Source organism: Desulfomicrobium aestuarii (assembly GCF_055385525.1).
On record NZ_AP042427.1, the window covers coordinates 749,877 to 766,623 of the forward strand.

The 16,747-nt window shown below is 65.9% G+C and carries 21 protein-coding genes; 10 read left to right on the forward strand and 11 right to left on the reverse strand.

Annotated features, from left to right (window positions below):
• Positions 1-13: 13 nt before the first annotated feature.
• Genes ACZ5AC_RS03360 through ACZ5AC_RS03385 form a run of 6 tightly spaced genes read right to left on the reverse strand, consistent with a single transcriptional unit; the run spans position 14 to position 5,491 of the window.
• Positions 14-616 (reverse strand): iron-sulfur cluster assembly scaffold protein, encoded by a 603-nt coding sequence (locus tag ACZ5AC_RS03360; RefSeq protein ID WP_464249547.1) that lies wholly within the window; start codon positions 614-616, stop codon positions 14-16.
• Entirely contained in the window at positions 617-1,801 is a 1,185-nt protein-coding gene (locus ACZ5AC_RS03365; RefSeq protein ID WP_464249548.1) for a cysteine desulfurase family protein, read from the reverse strand.
• Between the two features lie 44 nt (positions 1,802-1,845).
• Positions 1,846-2,631, reverse strand: a complete 786-nt coding sequence (locus tag ACZ5AC_RS03370) for an arginyltransferase (protein WP_464249549.1) — start codon at positions 2,629-2,631, stop codon at positions 1,846-1,848.
• Between the two features lie 59 nt (positions 2,632-2,690).
• On the reverse strand, positions 2,691-4,361 hold the full coding sequence (locus ACZ5AC_RS03375; protein WP_464249550.1) for a glutamine--tRNA ligase/YqeY domain fusion protein: 1,671 nt from the start codon (positions 4,359-4,361) through the stop codon (positions 2,691-2,693).
• A gap of 9 nt (positions 4,362-4,370) precedes the next feature.
• The gene (locus ACZ5AC_RS03380; protein ID WP_464249551.1) at positions 4,371-4,973 is read right to left on the reverse strand and encodes an NUDIX domain-containing protein; all 603 of its coding nucleotides are present in this window, start codon (positions 4,971-4,973) and stop codon (positions 4,371-4,373) included.
• Positions 4,970-5,491, reverse strand: coding sequence for a nitroreductase family protein (locus ACZ5AC_RS03385; protein WP_464249552.1), 522 nt, complete (start codon positions 5,489-5,491; stop codon positions 4,970-4,972). Before ACZ5AC_RS03385 ends, ACZ5AC_RS03380 begins: the two co-directional genes overlap by 4 nt.
• Positions 5,492-5,625: 134 nt before the next feature.
• Here ACZ5AC_RS03385 and ACZ5AC_RS03390 point away from each other — a divergent pair, with 134 nt between their 5' ends.
• Both ACZ5AC_RS03390 and ACZ5AC_RS03395 read left to right on the forward strand, forming a co-directional pair.
• Complete coding sequence (locus ACZ5AC_RS03390) at positions 5,626-6,069, forward strand: DMT family transporter (protein WP_464249553.1); 444 nt, start codon at positions 5,626-5,628, stop codon at positions 6,067-6,069.
• Between the two features lie 12 nt (positions 6,070-6,081).
• Complete coding sequence (locus ACZ5AC_RS03395) at positions 6,082-6,426, forward strand: cytoplasmic protein (RefSeq protein WP_464249554.1); 345 nt, start codon at positions 6,082-6,084, stop codon at positions 6,424-6,426.
• On the opposite strand, the gene ACZ5AC_RS03400 is transcribed toward ACZ5AC_RS03395, so the two are convergent.
• Positions 6,416-6,616 (reverse strand): DUF2905 domain-containing protein, encoded by a 201-nt coding sequence (locus ACZ5AC_RS03400; RefSeq protein ID WP_464249555.1) that lies wholly within the window; start codon positions 6,614-6,616, stop codon positions 6,416-6,418. The genes ACZ5AC_RS03395 and ACZ5AC_RS03400 overlap by 11 nt on opposite strands.
• 66 nt (positions 6,617-6,682) lie before the next feature.
• On the opposite strand from ACZ5AC_RS03400, the gene yjjX reads away from it, so the two are divergent.
• The 7 genes from yjjX to ACZ5AC_RS03435 all read left to right on the forward strand — a co-directional run bounded on the left by yjjX (position 6,683) and on the right by ACZ5AC_RS03435 (position 10,955).
• Positions 6,683-7,198: an inosine/xanthosine triphosphatase gene (yjjX, locus tag ACZ5AC_RS03405; RefSeq protein ID WP_464249556.1), complete on the forward strand. Its 516-nt coding sequence runs from the start codon at positions 6,683-6,685 to the stop codon at positions 7,196-7,198.
• Positions 7,199-7,236: 38 nt separating this feature from the next.
• Positions 7,237-7,647 (forward strand): hypothetical protein, encoded by a 411-nt coding sequence (locus ACZ5AC_RS03410; protein WP_464249557.1) that lies wholly within the window; start codon positions 7,237-7,239, stop codon positions 7,645-7,647.
• A 35-nt stretch (positions 7,648-7,682) separates the two neighbouring features.
• A complete protein-coding gene (locus ACZ5AC_RS03415) occupies positions 7,683-8,129 on the forward strand; it encodes a DUF3124 domain-containing protein (protein ID WP_464249558.1) in 447 nt (148 codons plus the stop codon).
• A 24-nt stretch (positions 8,130-8,153) separates the two neighbouring features.
• Complete coding sequence (locus tag ACZ5AC_RS03420) at positions 8,154-8,564, forward strand: hypothetical protein (RefSeq protein WP_464249559.1); 411 nt, start codon at positions 8,154-8,156, stop codon at positions 8,562-8,564.
• 58 nt (positions 8,565-8,622) lie between these two features.
• Positions 8,623-9,603, forward strand: coding sequence for a glucokinase (locus ACZ5AC_RS03425; protein WP_464249560.1), 981 nt, complete (start codon positions 8,623-8,625; stop codon positions 9,601-9,603).
• Positions 9,604-9,725: 122 nt separating this feature from the next.
• Positions 9,726-10,676, forward strand: a complete 951-nt coding sequence (locus tag ACZ5AC_RS03430) for a hypothetical protein (RefSeq protein WP_464249561.1) — start codon at positions 9,726-9,728, stop codon at positions 10,674-10,676.
• Between the two features lie 27 nt (positions 10,677-10,703).
• Complete coding sequence (locus tag ACZ5AC_RS03435) at positions 10,704-10,955, forward strand: hypothetical protein (RefSeq protein WP_028578632.1); 252 nt, start codon at positions 10,704-10,706, stop codon at positions 10,953-10,955.
• Between the two features lie 4 nt (positions 10,956-10,959).
• On the opposite strand, the gene ACZ5AC_RS03440 is transcribed toward ACZ5AC_RS03435, so the two are convergent.
• Positions 10,960-12,240, reverse strand: a complete 1,281-nt coding sequence (locus tag ACZ5AC_RS03440; RefSeq protein ID WP_464249562.1) for a 4Fe-4S binding protein — start codon at positions 12,238-12,240, stop codon at positions 10,960-10,962.
• A gap of 178 nt (positions 12,241-12,418) precedes the next feature.
• Here ACZ5AC_RS03440 and ACZ5AC_RS03445 point away from each other — a divergent pair, with 178 nt between their 5' ends.
• Positions 12,419-13,216, forward strand: coding sequence for a sulfite exporter TauE/SafE family protein (locus ACZ5AC_RS03445; RefSeq protein ID WP_464249563.1), 798 nt, complete (start codon positions 12,419-12,421; stop codon positions 13,214-13,216).
• A 38-nt stretch (positions 13,217-13,254) separates the two neighbouring features.
• On the opposite strand, the gene ACZ5AC_RS03450 is transcribed toward ACZ5AC_RS03445, so the two are convergent.
• The 3 genes from ACZ5AC_RS03450 to ACZ5AC_RS03460 all read right to left on the reverse strand — a co-directional run bounded on the left by ACZ5AC_RS03450 (position 13,255) and on the right by ACZ5AC_RS03460 (position 16,706).
• The gene (locus ACZ5AC_RS03450) at positions 13,255-13,974 is read right to left on the reverse strand and encodes a substrate-binding periplasmic protein (protein WP_464249564.1); all 720 of its coding nucleotides are present in this window, start codon (positions 13,972-13,974) and stop codon (positions 13,255-13,257) included.
• 81 nt (positions 13,975-14,055) lie between these two features.
• Positions 14,056-14,787 carry a 3'-5' exonuclease gene (locus tag ACZ5AC_RS03455; protein WP_464249565.1) on the reverse strand — a complete coding sequence of 244 codons (732 nt, stop codon included), beginning with the start codon at positions 14,785-14,787 and terminating at the stop codon, positions 14,056-14,058.
• Between the two features lie 5 nt (positions 14,788-14,792).
• Entirely contained in the window at positions 14,793-16,706 is a 1,914-nt protein-coding gene (locus tag ACZ5AC_RS03460) for a DUF294 nucleotidyltransferase-like domain-containing protein (RefSeq protein ID WP_464249566.1), read from the reverse strand.
• Between the last annotated feature and the right edge of the window lie 41 nt (positions 16,707-16,747).

Genomic DNA, 16,747 nt, shown 5'->3' on the forward strand with positions numbered 1-16,747 from the left:
GCCCTCCTTGGGGTTACAGTCCGAAATGCTTCTGGATGTAGCCGGACATGACGGCCTGGGCGTTCTCCTGGCACTCGCCGCAGCCCGTGCCGATCTTGGTCATCTCCTGCAGTTCGTGGAAGCTGCGCGCCCCCTCGAGAACGGCGTGCTCGATGTCCTCGTCCGTGACCTGCATGCACTCGCAGACGATCTTGGCGCTCTGGGTCTTGATGCGGTCCTCCATGCCGTTCCTGCGATAGTAGTCGTCGATGGCGGCCCGCAGGGCCTTGTCGCCGAGCACCGAGCAGTGCACCTTGTTGTCCGGCAGGCCGTCGAGCTCCTTCAGGATGTCCTTGGCCGTGATGGCGTAGGCCTGGTCCAGGGTCATGCCGATGACCATCTCGGACAGGATGGAGGTGCTGGCGATGGCGCTGGCGCAGCCGTACGTGCGCCACTTGCAGTCCGTTATGGTCAGCTTCTCGGGGTCGACCTTGATGTAGACGATCATCTCGTCGCCGCACTTGATGTTCCCCGTCTGCCCGATGCCGTGGTATTCGGCTTCATTGTCCTCGCGCAGGATGTTGCGCGGGTTCATGAAGTGGTCCTTGACCTTGTCGGAGTAAGTCCATTTGGCCATTTATCTTCTCCTGTACGCAGTGGACATGGTCCGGATGCGGTCGATGATGGGGGGGAGGTGGTAGAGCATGTACTGCACGTCTTCCATGGTGTTCTCGCGGCCCAGGCTGATGCGCACGGAGCCGTGGGCGTTTTCCACGGGCACTCCCGTGGCCAGGATGACGTGGGACGGGTCCAGGGAGCCCGAGGCGCAGGCCGAGCCCGTGGATACGGCTATGCCGGCCAAGTCCAAATAGAGGAGGATGGACTCGCCCTCGGCGCCGATGAAGGACACGCTCAGCGTCCCCGGTAGACCGTGCTCGGGATGGCCCATGAAGAGCACGTCGGGGATGGCCTTCTCGATGCCGTCCCGCAGGGTTTGCTTCAGGTGCAGAAGACGGCGTTCCTCGGCGTCCATCTCGATGGCGCGCATTTCGACGGCCTTGCCCATGCCGATGATGCCCAGGGAATTTTCCGTGCCGGCGCGGCGGCCGTTCTCCTGATGTCCGCCCAGGATCAGCGGGCAGTAGGGCACGCCCTTCTTGACGTAGAGGGCGCCGACGCCCTTGGGGCCGTATATCTTGTGCGCGGACATGGTCAGGAAGTCCACGTCCAGGTCGCGCACGTCGACGGGGATCTTGCCCACGGCCTGCACGGCGTCGGTGTGGAAGAGGGCACCTGCCTCGTGGGTGATGCGGGCGGCCTCCCGGATGTCTTGGATGGTGCCGATCTCGTTGTTGGCCATCATGATGGAGACCATGCCGACCTTGTCCGTCACGGCCCGGCGCAGGTCGTCGAGGTCGATGCGGCCGAACTTGTCCACGGACAGGTAGTGCACGCCGTGCTGCTTGCGGCCGAGGTGGCGGGCCGTGTTCAGCACGCATGGGTGCTCGATGGCCGTGGTCACCAGGTCGTGCCGGCCGCTCAGGGAGCAGGCGCAGGTCGTGCTGTCGCAGTGCAGCAGGGACAGGACCGTGTTGTTGGCCTCGGACCCGCTGCCGACGAAGAGGACCTCCTCAGGCTTGGCGCCGATGAACGTGCCGACCTGTTCACGCGCCTCCTCGATCTTTTCCCGCGCCTCGCGGCCGAAGGAATGCATGCTGGAAGGGTTGCCGAATATCTCAAGCCCCTCGACCAGAGCCTTCTTGACTTCCGGATGCAGGGGCGTCGTGGCGTTGTTGTCGAAATAGACCGTACGATGTTCCATGGAAAGCTCCTTTGTTCTCGATCAGAACGATCAATCTGTAATGCCTAATCCGTACCTGTCCACCCCGATACGAGGGGAATCATGCCCGGGGATGGATGTTCAGGCGACCTGCCGGTCTCGTGCCAGAGTCCGTCGTCCCAATCGAAGAGCTGATGGGGGGCGAATCCGGCCTTGTAGGCCATGCGTTCGCACCCCGGGACGACATACCCCAGATAGTAGTGCTGCAGCCCAAGCCGCGCCGTCTCCCGGATCTCGCGCAGCACGCTGAAGATGCCGAGGCTCAGGCGCGACGCGTCCGGGTCGTAGACGAAGTACACGGAGCTCAGTCCGTCGCTGCCGCGGTCGAGGTATCCCGCGCCGACGAGACGGCCGTCCACCTCGTACCGCGAGAGCACCGCCGGGCAGGACGGCGAGTGGAGGCTGGCGGCGAAATCCTCGAAGCTGTGCTCTTGTCCGAAACGGACCAGCGAATGTCTCTGATACAGGTCAAAAAGCGGGCTTTCGTAGCGCAGGGGGCCGAACGTCACGCGGACATGGGCGCAGCGGCGCAGGACCCGCTCCTGGCTCCGGCTCGGCCGGAAGCGCTCCACGGGCACGCGCAGCGGGATGCAGGACCTGCAGCCCGGGCAGGCCGGCCGGAAGAAGTTGTGCCCGAACTTGCGCCACCCCCGCGACAGCAGCCAGGTCAGTTCGTGGCAATCCAGGCTGTCGGCGTAGAACGAGGCGTAGACCAGCACCTTGTCCGGCAGGTAGGGGCACGGCATGGGCGGCGTGAACTCGGGCCGCGTGTACAGGATCACGCCCGCCCCCGCCCCAAAAAAGAACGGCACGCCCGGTCCATCCCGTCCATGCCGTCCAGATCGTCCATTTCGTCCATCGCCTGCAGGTGCTAGCCCGCCACCTTGGCCCATGAGTCGCGCAGGGTCACCGTGCGGTTGAAGACCGGCCTGCCCGTCGCGTGGTCGAAGCGGTCGGCGCAGAAGAAGCCCTGGCGCTCGAACTGGAAACGGTCCTCGGGGGCGGCCTCGGTCAGGGACCGCTCGACCTTGCACCCGGTCAGGGTTTCCAGGGAGGCCGGGTTGACCTGATCCAGGAAGTCCGCGTCCTTGCCGGGGAACTCCGCGGTGAAGAGTCGGTCGTAGAGGCGCACCTCGGCCTCGGCGCAGTGCCGGGCGCTGACCCAGTGCAGGGTGCCCTTGACCTTGCGGCCGTCGGGGGCGTCGCCGCCGCGGCTGGCCGGATCGTACGTGCAGAGCACTTCCCTGACCGTGCCGTCGTCGTTTTTGACCACACCCGTGCAGGTCACCAGATAGGCGCCGCGCAGGCGGACTTCCTTGCCCGGCGCCATGCGGAAGAACTTGGAGCAGGGGTTCTCCATGAAGTCGCTGTCCTCGATGAAGACCTCGCGGGAGAAGCCGACCTTGCGGCTGCCCATGTCCGGGTTCTTGGGGTGGTTGGCCAGTTCGAAGAATTCCTCCTGACCCTCGGGGTAGTTCTCGATGACCAGGCGTAAGGGCCGCAGCACGGCCATGGCCCGGGGCGCCGTGGCGTCGAGGTTCTCGCGCACGCAGTTCTCGAGCACGCCCATGTCCACGCAGCTGTCCGAGCGGCTGACCCCGATGCGCTCGCAGAAGTCGCGCATGGCCGCGGGCGGGAAGCCCCGGCGGCGCAGGCCGGAGATGGTGGGCATGCGCGGGTCGTTCCACCCGGCGACAACGCCGTTCTCGACCAGGGTCTTGAGCTTGCGCTTGCTGGTCACGGTGTAGTTGATGTTCAGGCGGTTGAACTCGTACTGCACCGGGCGGCTGGGTACGTCGAGCTGGTCGAGGATCCAGTCGTAGAGCGGTTTGTGGTCGGCGAACTCCAGGGTGCAGATGGAGTGGGTGATGCGCTCCAGGGAGTCCGACAGGCCGTGGGCGAAGTCGTACATGGGGTAGATGCACCACGTGTTGCCCGTGTTCTGGTGCTCCTGGTGCAGGATGCGGTACAGGGCCGGGTCGCGCATGTTCATGTTCGGCGAGGCCATGTCGATCTTGGCGCGCAGGATGTGCGTCCCCTCGGGGAACTCGCCGGCCCGCATGCGGGCGAAGAGGTCGAGGTTCTCATCCACGGAGCGGTCGCGGTAGGGGCTGTTTTTGCCGGGCTCCGTCAGGGTGCCGCGGTACTCGCGGACCTCTTCGGCCGAAAGGGAGCAGACGTAGGCCTTGCCCTTTTTGATGAGCTCCACGGCGAAGGCGTAGAGGCGCTCGAAATAGTCCGAGGCATGGTACAGGTGCTCTCCCCAGTCGAAGCCGAGCCAGCGCACGTCCTCCTTGATGGAGGCCACGTAGACCGGGTCCTCCTTGCCGGGGTTGGTGTCGTCGAAGCGCAGGTGGCAGCGTCCGCCGTAGTCGCGGGCCAGACCGAAATTGAGGCAGATGGACTTGGCGTGCCCGATGTGCAGGAAGCCGTTGGGCTCGGGCGGGAAGCGGGTGAAGACCCGTCCCTCGTTCTTGCCGTTTTTGAGGTCCTCTTCGATGATGGCGCGCAGGAAATTGGATGGGGTGGATGGCGTGTCCATGATGGTCCTTCAGTCTGTCGTGGTGGTGCGGGATGTCCCGGGTTCGTGTGCAGCCGCTGTGAATACGGTCAGGGGCATGGGTTGGCAAGTCCTGCCCTGCAGGTGCGCCAAAAGCGCGTCGCGGGTGCTGGGGAAGGCCAGGTTCGACCAGGGGATTTCCTCGGGGGCGAAGAGGGCCAGGTCTTCGGTCTCTTCGCCGGGGCTGGGCGCGGCCTCGGCCAGGCGGGCGCTGTAGACGACGATGACCGGCGGCCAGCCCGCGTAGGAGAAGACGCCCACCAGACCGTCGAGGCGGACGTCGAGGTTCACCTCCTCCCGGATCTCGCGCATGGCGGCCTGTTCGACGGGTTCGCCCTCGTCCACGTAGCCGCCGGGCAGGAGCCATTTTTCCGTGTCGTCGGGGCGCTTGCGGCGCATGAGCAGGATCTTGCCCCCGATCTCGAGGATGACGCAGGCCACGACCTTGGGGTCGAAATAGACCACGCCCGAGCACGCGGTGCAGATCAGGCGGTCCGGTCCGTCGGAGTGGACGCGCCCCGGTTCCAGGGGGGCGCCGCAGGCCGGGCAGAAGCGGTAGCGGTCATGGCGGATGGGGCCGGTGGTGGGGATCATGCGTAGGTGTCGGTTTTGATCGTGTGATCCTTGAGGGTTTCGCGGGGATGCCCCTTGGGGGTCTTGGCCGGGTATCCGATGCTGATGATGGACTCGACCCGCAGGTGGGCGGGGATGTTCAGGATCTCCCGCACGCGGGCCTCGGCCGAGGTGGATTCGTCGCAGGCGCGCATGCGGATCTGCACCCAGCAGCTCCCGAGGCCCATGCTCTCGCAGGCCAATTGCAGGATGATGGAGGCGATGGAGCAGTCCTCGACCCAGGTGTCGGCCCTGGCCTCGTCGCCGAGGACAACCACGCCCAGGGCCGCGTCGCGCAGGAAGTGGGCGCCGTGGGGCTTGGCCGCGGCGAGGGCGGCCAGCAGGGCCTTGTCCGTGACGAAGATGAATTCCCAGGGGTCGAGGCCGCGGGACGACGGGGAGCGCAACACGGCCTCCTTGAGCTGGTCCGTGACATCGGCCGGAATGGGCTGCGGCGTGTAGTGGCGGACGCTGCGCCGTCTGCGCAGGATTTCGAGCATGTTTCCCCCTTCGTCGCCCGTCGTGGAGGCGGGTCGGCAGAGTTTCCCGCGCTTCTTGATCAGCGCGGACGCTTACCGTATCAAAGCCGTCAGTGGGCGGCAATTGTCTATTCCCGGACCGCCCCGGAGGAATGATGGATGGACTGATTCTCGTCTTGACAGCTTTGGCCGGGTGTCTCATGCCGGTCCAGCCGGCCGTGAACGCGGTCACCGCCGTGTACATGAACAGTCCGTATCTGGCCTCGTTCTTCTCGTTCCTGACGGGCACCGTGGCCCTGGGCCTGCTGTGCCTTGCCATGCGTCTGCCCTGGCCCGGGGCCAGGGTCGTGGCCGATCTGCCGTGGTGGGCCTGGACGGCCGGCGCCATGGGCGCGTTTTTCGTGACCATGACCATCGTCGCCGTGCCGCGTCTGGGGACCATGAGCGTCATGGCCCTGCTCATCGCAGGCCAGATGGCCGCGTCCCTGGTCATGGATCACTACGGGTGGCTGGGCGTCGCGGCCCAGCCTATCTCCCTGGGGAGGATCGCGGGCGCGGTGCTGCTTTTCGCCGGTGTGATCCTCATCCGCAAATTCTAAAGGAGGCGGACCGTGAAAACAGCCCTTTTCGTCTTCAACGGCGACCCCATGTGCTTCATCCACGTGCTGCTGAACGCCCTGGACCTGCAGGCCAGGGGCCACGAAGCGACCATCGTCATGGAGGGGGCTTCCGTGGCCCTGCCGCCGTCTCTGGTCAAGCCTGATCATCCCCTGGCCAGGCTTTTCGCCCAGGTCCGGGAGAAGGGGTTGCTGGCAGGCGCCTGCAAGGCCTGTTCCGTCAAGCTGGGCGTGGCCGCCGAGGTCGAGGCCGTCGGAGTGCCGCTCATCGGCGACATGAGCGGTCACCCGTCCATGGGTTCTTACATGGAAGCGGGATGGCAGGTCATCACTTTCTGAGGAGCCAGGCGATGAGGCTGAGCACGATGCTGACGAGAATTCCGGTGGTCAGCGGGAAGAAGAACTTGAAGCCCGGCCGGTCGATGACGATGTCGCCGGGCAGCCGCCCCAGAGGCAGCTTGGCGATGAGCGGCCAGGCCAGCCCCACGGCGAGGATGACGAGTCCGATGAGGATGATGGTGCGTTGCATGGGTTCCTCCTGTCCGCTCCGTGACAGAGGATGCAAGGCCCTGGCAAGGACCGTGCGGAGGTTTTCGTGATCATCAGGGTCGGATCCATGAACCCGGTCAAGCTCGGGGCCATCCGCGCCGTCATGGAGACGCGCTTTCCCGAAGCCGAATTCGTGCCCGTGAGCGTGGACTCGGGCGTGTCCGTCCAGCCAGTCGGACTGGACGAGACCATGCGAGGGGCCAAGAACAGGGCCCGGGCCGCCTTTGCCGGGTGCGACCTGTCCGTGGCCCTGGAATCGGGCCTGGTGCCGGTGCCGGAAACGGCCACGGGCTACATGAATCTCACGGCCTGCGCCATTTTCGACGGCGAAGAGATGTATCTGGGCCTGGGCCCGGCCTTCGAACTGCCGGCCGAGGTCACGCGTCTGGTGGTCGAGGATGGCCTCGAACTGGACCCGGCCGTGCGCCGCGCTGGACTGACCGACAACGACCGCATCGGCTACGACCAGGGCATCATCGGCATCCTGAGCCGGGGGCGCGTGACGCGCATGGACTACAGCCGCCCGGCCGTGTCCATGGCCCTGGTGCGCATGGGCCTTTAGAATTTTCATTTCGCAACACTTACGACAACGAGGAAAGCATGTCCCGAGCATATCTGGTCTATCGCTGCAAGGAAGGAGAGGTGCTGAAGAAGCCCGAAGCCGTCATCAACCTGTGGGACGAGGACGTGTCCAGGTTCTCCGAGATCCTGGACGAGGCCACGGCCTCCAGGGCGGACAAGATGCGCAAGCCCGGGGAGTACTGGGAGATCGTGGCCAAGGACCAGGCCGACCCCTATGACTGGGAGAAGGTCGTGGGCCCCATCAAGGGCAAGGAGCACGATCCCCTGGGCGACATGTGGCGGGAAAAGGCCAAGATCGAGAAGCTCATGGCCGAAGGCGCGACCCTGGAGCAGGCCCTGGAGGTCATGACGCCCTTCAGCCATACATTCCGTTACGAGTCCGGCGCCCCTGCGGACCTCCTGCCCAGCATGGACGACGTCAAATCCTAGCCTTGCGCAGCCCCTGCTGCGCCGCGGAGGACCTCATGCGCTGGATCTTCCTTCTCCTGTCTCTCATACCCGCCGTCGGACTGTGCGGCGGGCCGGAACTGTCCGCGGGACAGCACCTCTATGTGCCGGTCTATTCGCACATCTACACCGGCGACAAGGAACGGCCCTTCAACCTGGCCGTGACCCTGTCCGTACGCAACACGGACCCCGCGTCCGCCTTGCGGCTGACGGCGGTGGACTACTACGACACCGAGGGCCGGCTCGTGCGGAAATATCTCGATGCGCCCCGGGAACTGGGCCCCCTGGCCTCCATCCGCTACGTCGTGGCGGAGCGGGACGTCGAAGGCGGGTCCGGGGCCAATTTCCTGGTGCGTTGGGAAGCGGCGCAGCCCATCAACGCCCCGGTGGTCGAGTCGGTCATGATCGGGGCCCAGTCCGGTCAGGGCATTTCCTTCACCTCGCAGGCCAGGGAAATTCGATAATTCTTCCAAGCAAAGGAGCGATCAATGGAAAATTCGGTGGCGGAACTGGAAGCGTTTCTTGCGGACTGGGAGTCCTGCGACTCCAAGCAGGCCTTTCTCGCCTGCAGGCAGGCTCTTGAATCCATCGAGGGCGTGGTTCTGGATTTCAAGGCCCGGCCGGGCATCACCTATTCCCTGCGCGGCACCCATCCCGCCCAGCAGGGACGCGACCTTTTCGCGCTCATCGACGTCATCGACGACGATCCCGAACAGCGCTGGCTTTCGGTCTGTTTCTACGACGACATGATCACCGACCCCGACGAACAGGGCGACTGGGTGCCCGGCGGCCTCATGGGCGAAGACGCGCGGTGCTTCAATGTCGACGAGCTCGACGAGGATCTGGTGGCCTACGTGGCCGAGCGCATCCGCGAAGCGGGGGCAAGCGCGACGAAGTAGGAGGAAGCCGGGTTTGACCCGGCTTTTCGTTTTGACGGGCAGTGCAGAGGAGGCGGTCATGGCGACTATCCTGGCGGCGGACATCGGCGGCACGAACAGCCGCTTCGGGCATTTCGAGGCGGTCCCGGGCAGCGAGGCGGGGCTCGTCGAGTCGCGGAGCTTCCCGACGGCTGCGGTCCGTTCCCTGCCGGAACTGCTGCGGATGCTGGCGGAATCGGGTTTCGGCCTGACGCCCGCGGCCGCGGACCGGATCGTCCTGGCCGTGGCCGGGCCAGTTCTGGACGGGGCCCGTTGCCGGCTGACCAACGCGCCGTGGGGCATCGACCTGGATGACCCGGCCGTGGGGCTGCCCCGCGGCCGCACGGTTCTGATCAACGATTTCGTAGCCCAGGCCCTGGGCTGCGGGACGGTCCACGCGGCGCGGACCGCGCTGGACGTGCAGTGCGGGGATGCTCGGCACTCCGGGGGGCGCCTCGGGGTCACGGCCGCCCTCGGCGCAGGGACGGGCCTCGGGCACTGCGCCCTCGTCCCCCTGCCCGGCGGCGGGGTTCTGCCCGTACCCTCCGAAGGAGGACATGCGCCCATGGCCTTCGTGGTCGAGGAGGAATTCGCCTTTCTCGCCTTTCTGAAGAAACGCACGGGACACTCCCACGCCTTCGGGGATGTCGTGGTTTCGGGGTCCGGCCTCTCCAGCCTGCACGAATTCCTGACCGGCAGGCGCCTCACGCCGGCCGAAGTGGCCGCAGAGATCGGCCCGGACAGCGAGACGACGCGCTGGTTCGCCCGGTTCTTCGCGCGGGCCTGCCGGGCCTACGCGCTGCACGTCCTGGCCTGGGGCGGGCTCTTCCTGTGCGGCGGCCTGGCGGCCAAGAACCCGTTCCTGGTCGACAACGCCGAATTCCTGAGGGAATTCCGGGATTGCCCGGCCTACGGCGCACAGCTCGCCGGGATTCCCGTGCGCCTCGTCACTGCGCCGGACACCGGCCTGCACGGCGCGGCCCGCCACGGCGGGATGCTCCGCGCAGACCAGCTGGCATAACCCACGTTTTTGTCGCGTAGCCTGTGACGAAAATGTCGGGCAACCTTTCTTGAATCCCCGGTATTCCGGCAGGATGCATATGGCATGAGGTCTGCTTTGCCCCTTGAAACGAGGAGGCCGCCATGCCGACCATCACCACGCCTTACGGGCCCGTCGAGGCCCTGCCCGGAGCCGAGTTCCACCCGGACGGTTCCGTGCGCTCCTGCATCCCCGCCATCGCCTGCCCCCTGAACACGCCCCTTGGCGTCCTCGTTCCGCAGTTCACGGCCAACACCCAGCGCAAGCGGCAATTGCCGGCCATGCTCTTCCATCCCGGGGGGAGGCTCCGCAACCTGCCGCTGGAAGAGCAGACCGTCGTGCCGACGCCCCTGGGGCCGCTACCCGCCGAGCAGGTCACGTTCCACGAGAGCGGCGCCCTGAAGCGCCTTTTTCCCCTCAACGGGACCTTGAGCGGATTCTGGACCCAGGAGGACGAGGCCGGCCTGGCCGCGCCCATCATTCTGGACACGCCTCTTGGCCCCGTGGAGGCGCCGGTCATCAGCCTGTACTTCTCCGGTGAGGGAAGACTGCGCAGCCTGACCCTGTGGCCAGTTCTGACCCTTGAGGTGCCGTGCCCTCTGGGTTCCGTGACGACCCGCATGGGCGTGTCCTTTTACGACAGCGGGGCAATACGCTCGCTGGAGCCCGCCGCACCTACGGTCGTGCCTACCCCCATCGGGCCGCTCACGGCTTTCGACCCGGACGCGGTGGGGGTCAACGGCGATACCAACTCCCTGCGTTTCCGGGAGAACGGGTCCCTGCTTGGCCTTGTCACCACGGCCCACGCCTTCGACGTCGTGCAGGAGAACGGCAGGGTGCGGCGGATCGAGCCGCCCCTGCGGCGCGACCCGTGCGACGGGCAGCGGCAGGAAGTCGGGCCGCTGGCCCTGGAGTTCGCAGGCGGTCGGGTGACCATCGGCAGGCCCGGGCAGCCCAGAGTTTCCGCCGCGGTCACCGACGTGGCCGCGGTACCCTTCCACGCGCCGCTGCCCCCAATGCAGCGGCTCTGCACCATGGGTGCGGGCACGTGGTAGGCCAACCCCAACAGAAACGGAGCACACATGAACGTCAATTGTCTGGAAAAAGTCGTCGAATACGCCTCCATGCCCCTGCACGGCACCCTTTCGCGCAAGCTGCGCAAAGGCCTGAAGATCCAGATCAACGAAGGCAGGATCTACGAGAAGGCCGCGCTGTTCCTGGGGTCCGACTTCCTGCGCGTCACGGAAAAGGAGGACGGCCAGACCGTCAACACCTATTACGGCTGGGAGGAGATCGCCTCCATCCGCACCTTCAGTTCTGAACCCGAGGAGTAGGCGTTCAGCCCGCCAGCCTGCGCAGGGCCGAGAGGAAGCGCGAGCGCAGCCTCTCGCCCAGCAGGGCCCGCTTGACGGGCGGGAGTTTGAGGAACCCGCCGACGAGTGCGCGCATGAAGTCCTGGGTGCGGCTTTGGGGGTTGTCGAAGAGGAAGGTCTGGAAGGTGTCGCGTTCCAGGGCCTGGAGCATGACGCGCTCGAAGCTGTCTTCGGGGTGATGGACCCTGCTCGGGCGGGGATGGAGTTTGAGGGCCCCGGTGGGGCATTTCAGGGCGCAGACGCCGCAGCCGAGGCAGGACGGGTCGATCTGGGCTACTTTTGTGGGCGTCCGGGACTCTGCCCCGGGCGCCTTCGCACGCATGGTTGCGAAGGACACGGGGCAGGCCTTGGCGCACAGCCCGCAGCCGATGCACAGGTTCTCGTCCACCACGGCCACGAAGCTCGATGTGACGAGGATGCCCGTGTAGCCCGTGTCGCGCACGCCCTGCAGCAGGTTGCAGCAGCATCCGCAGCAGTGGCAGATGAAGCCCGCGTCGCGGCGCACGTTGTCCGCGGACAGGACCAGGCCCTCGTCGCGGGAGCGAGCCAGGATGTCGCGCATCTGCGCCTTGTCGATGGGTTTGGCGAAACCGTTGCGGATGAGAAAGCGCGCCCCGGTGCCCATGGACGTGCACGTCTCCATGGGCGTGGGGCAGGGCGCGTGCCCGAGGTGGTGCTTCTCGTGGCGGCAGGAGCACAGGCCGAGTGAAAATTCCGTGTGCTCCTCGATCAGGGCGGAAGCCTTCTCGTAATCCAGAATCTCTACGTGGTCGCCCAGGGCCTCCTCGTGGGGCAGGGCGCGCATGACCGAGGTCCGCTGCCCGTCCCCGAAATTGGCGTGCAGAAAATCCTTCTCCCCGAACATGTAAGCCTGGAAGAGTTCGGCCCAGCGCGCCCGCGGCAGGTCCGGGCCCGTGCGCATCATGGTGAACTCGAAGAAGCCGATGACGATGGGGCTGACCATGTAGAGGTATTGGCGGCCGTCCCAGATGTCGAGGACCAGCCCCTTGGTGCACAGGCCCTCGATCATGGGCAGCAGGGCGGACTCGGGTTCGCCGAGCATGCGGGCGATGCGCGCGAGGCTGGATGGACGGTAGGGGAGTCGCGAGACGACCTCCGCCTCGGGCCTGGAATAGAGGGATTCCACCAGTTCCCGGAAGACCGGTGTCCAGGGCGTGCGCACCGGCGCCTGATCCAGGCGGCGGCCCAGCTTGCGGTAGATGTCCTTGCCGACGATGTGTCCCACGTGTCCTCTCCTTGCGATATTCCTTGGGGTGCACATCCATCGCCCGGCGGGGAAATGCAAGCCTCTTTGTCGCGCGTGGCGACACGGACGTTGACAAGCGCGCCGGAGTGGTTCAGAAATTGGTCCTACCAATTTTAGGGCTCAGGGCCATGTCCCGGAGCCGTCATCAGGGGGAACCATGTTGGAAGTGCTGGCCTTGTATCTTGTCGTGGGCGCCATCGCAGGAGTGCTGGCGGGTCTGCTGGGCATCGGCGGCGGGCTCGTCATCGTGCCCATGCTCGTGTTCTGCATGGAACTGCAGAGCCTTCCCAACGAACTCATCATGCATCTGGCCCTGGGCACCTCCATGGCCAGCATCGTCTTCACCTCGGTCTCGAGCTTCATGGCCCACCATCGGCGCGGCGCGGTGGAGTGGTCCGTGGTCCGGCGCGTTGTGGCCGGCATCCTGGTCGGCACGTTCCTGGGCACCTTCATCGCGGCGGGTTTGAGCACGGCCTGGCTCAAGGGCTTCTTCGTCGTCTTTCTCTACTTCGTCTGCTACCAGATGCTGTCCGGCAAGAAACCCAAGCCTTCCCGGCAGCTGCCGGGCATGGCCGGGATGTTCGGGGCCGGGAACGTCATCGGCGTGGTGTCGAGCCTGGTGGGCATCGGCGGCGGCACCTTGTCTGTGCCCTTCATGGTCTGGCACAACATCCCCATCCACAGGGCCATCGGCACCTCGGCGGCCATCGGCTTCCCCATCGCCGTGGCCGGGACCGTCGGGTACATCACCAACGGCTGGGGCGTGGAGAACCTGCCGCCCTTCTCTCTGGGCTACGTGTCCCTGACGGCCCTGGTGGCCATTGCGGTCATGAGCGTGCTGACGGCGCCGCTGGGCGTGCGCCTAGCCCACAGCCTGCCCGTGGACAAGCTGAAGCGTGCCTTCGCCTTGATACTCTTCGTGGTCGGCACCAAGATGCTCTTTTCCCTGTTCTGAGCGGGATGGTCAGCGAGAGGAAAGCCGCCTGCCGACGGTCAGTACTTGTCCAGAATGGCCTGGTAGGTGCCGTCGGCCTTGATGCGCCGGAGCCCCTCGTCGAGCAGTTCCAGATAGTGCGGGGCTTCGGGGCGGCGCTTGGAGAAGGCGACGAAAATCCTGCTCGGCTCACTCGGAAAGGCTGCCTGGATCTCGTCTTCCAGGTGCATTTCCCGCAGGTAAAGCCCTGCGGTTTTCTCGAACATGATGACCGCCTGCACTCGGCCGAGCCTGAGCATGTCGATGATCTGATCGTGCCTGTTGGCCCATACCCTGACGATCCCCTCGTGGTCGTGAAACAGGTTTCCGTACTCGTAGCCGCGGATCACGCCGATCCTTTCCCCGTCCTGCAGGGACCGGGGGTCCTGGGCTCGGAGGGGACTGCTCTTGTGGTGGTAGTAGTGCGCATGGGCCAGGAAAAGCATCTCCCTGCCCCACAGGAAGTCGTCTTCCCTCGAAGCCTCCCTGGCGACGTTGAAGCCTCCGACGTATTTCCCGCTTTTGACCTCATGCAGGACACGGGCATAGGGCAGGACTTCGAGAACGACCTCGACCCCGACGGACTTGAACGCCGCGGTCACGATTTCCACGGACATCCCCGTTCCATCGGGGTTGGCGTAAGGCTCCCAGGCGTCCTCCACGGCCAGCGTGAGAGCGCAGGCCCCGAGCGGGGGCAGGGACAGGGCAAGGAACATGGCGAAGCAGATTATTTTCTTCATGGGTGCGCAGGGATTGATCCTCAGTATGGATGATTACCCGTAAATGTCCTTTTTTCGTGCGTCCAGATTGAAATGCGCCGTCTACATGTACCAGCGCCAGCTCTGGCCGGCCCGGAACAGCTCCTTCAGCGTGAGGGGGGTGTTCCGGGCGATTTTTTTGGCCAGGTAGACGAAGAGGTAGGCCGTCTGCAGGGCGTCGCCCAGGGCGTCGTGGGCCGTGAAACGGGGCAGGTCGAACTCCTCGGCCAGGTCCGTCAGGACGTAGGAGATGTTCAGGCTGAAGCGCTCGTAGTGGGACGGGCTGCGTTTCTCGCGCCAGAGCATGGCCATGCGCATGGTGTCCAGGCAGGGGTTGGCCAGGGGCTGGCCGTGGTGTCTGCGGCAGGCGCGGTTCAGGAAGGACATGTCCAGGCCGATGTGGTGCCCGACGATGAGGGTGCCTTTGCAGAACTCGACGAGCCCGGGCAGGACCTGCTCCACGGGCGGGGCCTCGGCGATGGCCTCGGGTGTGATGCGGTGGATGAGGGTGCTGACCTTGGGCAGGGGAATGCTCGGCCGCACCAGGCAGGAGAAGCTCTCACCCGGCACGATGGCCAGGCCCCGCACACGCACGGCCCCGACGGACACGATCTCCTCCTTGCGGGCCGAGAGGCCCGTCAGCTCCGTGTCGAGCACCGTGTAGACGTAGTCGGTCAGAGGGCGGTTCTGGTCCAGTTCCCGGCAGAGGCGGTTGTTCTCGTCCAGAGCGGGCAGGTTCGAGGCTTCCGGGGCGAGGCCCAGCAGGCGGCGCAAACGGTCCATGGCGGAGGTCATGTCCGTCACCCCATGTTCAGGCGGAAGGTTTCGCGCAGCACGCCATGCAGGGCGGTGATGACCCCGAAGGCCTCGCGCAGGGTGCGCTTTTCAAGGGACGAGAGGGTGCCGGGGTCGATGCGGTTGTCGGGTTTCTCGTCGGCCTCCATCTGTTCGAGTTGGTGCATGAGGCGGGCGTGGAGCAGGAACTCGAAGGCCTCCCGCGCCTCGTGGTACAGGTCGCGGGAGAGGTGCCCGGCCTGGTGCAGGAGGTCGAGCCTGGTCAGGGTGCCGGTCTCGCGGATGCCATGATAGAGGGACATGACGCGGGCGAAGTCCATGAAGGGCAGAAGCCCGCGGGCCTTGATGTCCAGGGTGTTCCTGTGCTCCCCGTCCTTCTCGACCATGAAGTTCTTGAAGAAGGTCAGGGGCGGGCGGGCGTTCAGGCAGTCTGCCGCCAGGTAGCGCAGGAAGAGGTCCTTGCCGGCGCAGGCGCTGGTTACGTGCTGGCGCAGGTTCTCGGCCAGGTCCTTGCGGCCGCAGACGCCGCGGAAGTCGAAGAAGACGGAGCTTGCCAGCACGCGCTGGGGCTCCGGCGCGGCGACCCATGTGTCGACCCGTCCCTTCCAGGCGTCCAGGGTGCCCCGCCAGACGGGGTTGGAGGCCATCATGTCGCCGGGGCAGCGCGGGAAGCCGCAGTTGATGAGGTGCCCGACCATGCGCTCCGTGAAGGCCGAGAAATACGTCTCCGCCGCCCGTTCCAGGAAATCCACCCCGCAGTTCTCGATGATCAGGGCGTTGTCCTGGTCCGTGGCGAAGGTCTGCTCGCGCCGGCCCTCGCTGCCCATGAGCAGCAGGCAGAACTTGACCGGCGGCGGGCCCAGTTCGCGCAGCATGAGTTCGATGAGGCGCGTGATGATCTGGTCGTTCAGGATGGCGATCATGCGCGTGATGTTGCCGGCCTTGGCCCCCTGCTGGACCAGGGTGCGGATGACCGGGGTGATGCTGTCGTGCAGGGGGTAGAGGCCGGCGATGGTCGTGCGCGAGGCGATCTCCCGGAATACGGACATGGGAGAGCGGCCCTGCAGGAGCATGATGTCGTGGGAGCTGATGACGCCCTGCACCTTGTCGTGGCTCTTGACCACGAGGTGGTGGATGTTGCGGGACATCATGGTCAGCAGGGCGTCGAAGCACACGGCCGAGGCGTCGATGCTTTCCACGGGCGTGGACATTATGGTCTCGGCCGGGGCCTGCAGGTCCAGGCCAAGGGCCATGGCCTTTCGCAGGTCCGTGTCCGTGACGATGCCGCAGATTTCCCCAGACGGCTCCCGGAAGAGCAGGGACCCGGTGTTGTGCCTGATCATCTCCCTGGCCGCGGCCTGGATGCTCAGGCCGAAGGGGACGCTGACGGGCTCGCGGCTGACCAGGCCGCCCACGGGGTTGCTGAAGAGGTGCAGGCTGTGGTCCTCATGCTGGGCCGCGGGCTTGCAGCGCATCTCCTCGAAGGCCTTGGACAGGAAGGTGTCGGCGAAGGACTTGAGGTAGAAGCGGGGGATGGCGGGGTTGAGGTGCACGGCCTCGAAGAACTTTTCGCGCGGGATCTTGATGAGGAAGGTGTCCTCGACGGTCTCGGCATCCAGGGCCGCCTTCTCGCCGTTGAACAGGGACAGGGCGCCCAGGGATGCCCCGTCGGTGCGGATGTCCACCAGGACGCCCTCGTCTTCGTGAAAGAGGCGGATGGCCCCCTTCTGGATCAGGTAGAGCCCGTCCACCTCGCTCACCCCTCGGCGCAGGAGCCTGGTCCCGGCCGGGAAGAAGTCCACCAGGCAGTGCCTGGCGATGCGGACCAGGCTCGGCCGGTCCAGTTCGGAGAAGGGCAGGGTGCCCTCCAGGAAGGTGATGATGCTGTCGTACCCCGCAGGCTGGATTCCCGCGTTCATGGCGCCGTCCTTGTCCGGGGGCCGGTCGCCCGGCCCCCGCG